The 2,957-nt window shown below is 71.5% G+C and carries 2 protein-coding genes and 1 pseudogene; all 3 read left to right on the top strand.

The genetic code is table 11. The features are described from left to right. Window positions 1-222, top strand: a pseudogene (locus tag G6024_RS13060) (rhodanese-like domain-containing protein); the annotation flags it as partial. A 49-nt stretch (window positions 223-271) separates the two neighbouring features. Continuing rightward, entirely contained in the window at window positions 272-1,204 is a 933-nt protein-coding gene (glsA, locus tag G6024_RS13055; protein WP_069388838.1) for a glutaminase A, read from the top strand. A 62-nt stretch (window positions 1,205-1,266) separates the two neighbouring features. After that, complete coding sequence (gene lysS / locus G6024_RS13050; protein WP_159148883.1) at window positions 1,267-2,901, top strand: lysine--tRNA ligase; 1,635 nt, start codon at window positions 1,267-1,269, stop codon at window positions 2,899-2,901. Window positions 2,902-2,957: the final 56 nt, after the last annotated feature.

Raw genomic sequence — 2,957 nt, 5'->3', positions numbered from 1 at the left:
GCCGCGCCGCTCTCCGCCGTCACCGACGGCAGGGCGGTCGTCCTCGTCAGCGACGACGGCCTCGACGCCGAACTGTTCGCCCTGGAGCTCCATTCGCGTGGCGTCCGCGGTGTCCGCGCGGTGGACGGCGGCCACGACGCACTCCGGGCCGCCCGGGCGCTGGCCCTGCTCTCCGGGGCCGACCACCTGCTGCGGGAGCGCTCGGCCATTTCGGCACACTGAGCTTGGTCGACCGGGGGCGTCGGCACGCCGGCGCCGGTACGGTCGCACCATGACGGACATCTCCGCAGACCTGCTGGCCGAGATCCTCGACGAGGTCCGGGAGGACGTCTCCGGCGACGTCGTCCCCCACCTCGGCGACTACGAGCACCCCCACCCCGACGCCCTCGCGCTGGCGGTCTGCGACCTGGACGGCCACGTCGTCTCGGCCGGCGATGACGAGACGCTCTTCGACCTGCAGTCCGCCTCCAAACCGTTCGTCTACGCGCTCGCGCTGGACCAGAAGGGCGTCGACGTGGTCGCGAAGCGGATCGGGGTGGAACCCTCCGGGGACCCGTTCAACGAGATCTCCCTCGAGGCCGGCACCGGCCGCGCCCCCAACGCCCTCGTCAACGCCGGCGCGCTGGCCGCGCACGCGCTGGTGGGGGAGGAGGACGACGACGAGGACACCCGTTTCGAACAGATCCGCGTGATGTTCTCCCGCCTCGTGGGCCGGGAGGTCGAGGTCGACCAGCAGATCATCGACATCGAGTCCCGGAGCGCCCACCGGAACCAGGCGCTCGCGCATCTGCTGGCGGAGGAGGGCACCCTGGCCGACGACCCCCACCAGGTGGTGTCCGGGTACGGCCGGCAGTGCGCGATCCGGGTGGACACCCGCGAGCTGGCGCACATGGCCGCGATGTTCGCGGGCGGCGGGCGGCTGCCGGGTGACGGCGAGCAGGTCCTGGGTCGACGGGCGGTGCGCTACGCCAACAGTGTGATGTTCACGTGCGGCATGTACGACGCGGCCGGGGACTGGGTCTACCAGGTGGGTCTGCCCGCCAAGAGCGGCGTCTCGGGGTGCCTGTTCGCGGTGGTGCCCGGCCGGCTCGGGGTGGCCGCGTACTCGCCCCGGTTGGACGAGCACGGCAACAGTGTGCGCGCCGCCGCCGCGATCGAGGCGCTGTCCGACCGACTGGAGCTGCACGTCCTCGACATGGCCTGAGGCCGACGGGTCGCAGCCCACGGGTTCGGTCCCCGGGCCGGTCACGACTATCCTCGACAGTCGTGACCGATTCGACTCCCGCCGCGCCCGGGGCCGCCACCGGTGAGCCCGCCGACGACACCCCTGAGCAGCTGCGCATCCGCCGCGACAAGCGGCAGCGCATCCTCGACTCCGGGGCGCAGGCCTACCCGGTGGAGGTCCCCCGTACCCACGGGCTCGCCGAGATCACCTCGGACCCCCGCTTCACCGCGCTGGAACCGGGTGAGGAGACCGACGCCCGGGTCTCGGTGGCAGGCCGGGTCCTGTTCATCCGCAACACCGGCAAGCTGTGCTTCGTGCGCCTACAGGACGGTCTCGACCCGTCGGCGGACCTGTCCGCCCCGGTGGCGGAGGGGGAGGTGGGACCGCTCACCCCGCAGCTGCAGGTGATGCTGTCGCTCGCGGCGGTCGGCCAGGAGCGGCTCGACGCGTGGAAGCAGGATGTCGACCTGGGTGACCACGTCTCGGTGACCGGCCGGGTGGTCCGGTCCAAGCGCGGTGAGCTGTCCGTCATGGCCGATTCCTGGGTGCTGGCGGCCAAGTCGCTGCGCCCGCTGCCGGTGGCGCACAAGGAGCTGAGCGAGGACACCCGCGTCCGCCAGCGCTACACCGACCTGATCATGCGGGACGCCGCCCGCCGCAATGCCATCACCCGCATCAAGGTGGTCCGCGCCCTGCGTGACGCCCTGGAGAAGCGCGGCTTCCTCGAGGTGGAGACGCCGATGCTGCAGACGCTGCACGGCGGCGCGGCGGCACGGCCGTTCATCACGCATTCCAACGCGCTCGATCTGGACCTCTACCTGCGCATCGCCCCCGAGCTGTTCCTCAAGCGGTGCGTGGTCGGCGGGATCGAGCGGGTCTTCGAGATCAACCGCAACTTCCGCAACGAGGGCGTGGACTCCTCGCACAGTCCCGAGTTCGCGATGCTCGAGACCTATCAGGCCTACGGCGACTACGACACCTCGGCGACGATGATCCGCGAGGTCATCCAGGAGGTCGCGCACGCGGTGTTCGGCTCCACGACGGTCACGCTCGCCGACGGCACCGAGTACGACCTCGGCGGGCAGTGGCGCGAGATGCGGATGTACCCGTCCCTCAACGAGGCGCTGCGCGCCAAGCACCCCGGGGTGGTGGGGGACGACGACGAGGACCCCGTCACGGTCGACTCGACGGTCGACGAGCTCACCGAACTGGCGGGGAAGGTCGGTCTCGAGGTCCCCAGTGGCCAGGGGTGGCTGCACGGCAAGCTCGTCGAGGAGCTCTGGGAGCACCTGTGCGGCGATCAGCTCGACGGACCGGTCTTCGTGCGGGACTTCCCCGTGGAGACCTCGCCGTTGACCCGCGATCACCGCACCGACCGCGGGGTCACGGAGAAGTGGGACCTGTACGTCCGCGGATTCGAGCTGGCGACCGGCTACTCGGAGCTCGTCGATCCCGTCATCCAGCGTCAGCGCTTCGAGGACCAGGCACGGCTCGCGGCGGCGGGTGACGACGAGGCGATGGTGCTCGACGAGGAGTTCCTCGCCGCGATGGAGCAGGGCATGCCGCCGACCACCGGGCTCGGGATGGGGATCGACCGACTGCTCATGGCGTTGACCGGCCTGGGCATCCGCGAGACCATCCTGTTCCCGATGGTCAAGCCGCTGCCGCGCGACTGACGGCGGCGGCCGGGTGGGGCTGCGGCCCGGCCGGCGCTCGGGTCGCCGGTCAAGGC

The organism is Dietzia maris (genome assembly GCF_014144855.1).
Lineage (GTDB): Bacteria > Actinomycetota > Actinomycetes > Mycobacteriales > Mycobacteriaceae > Dietzia > Dietzia kunjamensis.
Note: the sequence above shows the minus strand (reverse complement) of the source record. Positions and strands in the feature narration are given on the sequence as shown.

Bases quoted from the DNA above. Each gene is read 5' to 3' on its own strand.
- glsA (WP_069388838.1), top strand. From the start codon at position 272: ATGACGGACATCTCCGCAGACCTGCTGGCCGAGATCCTCGACGAGGTC.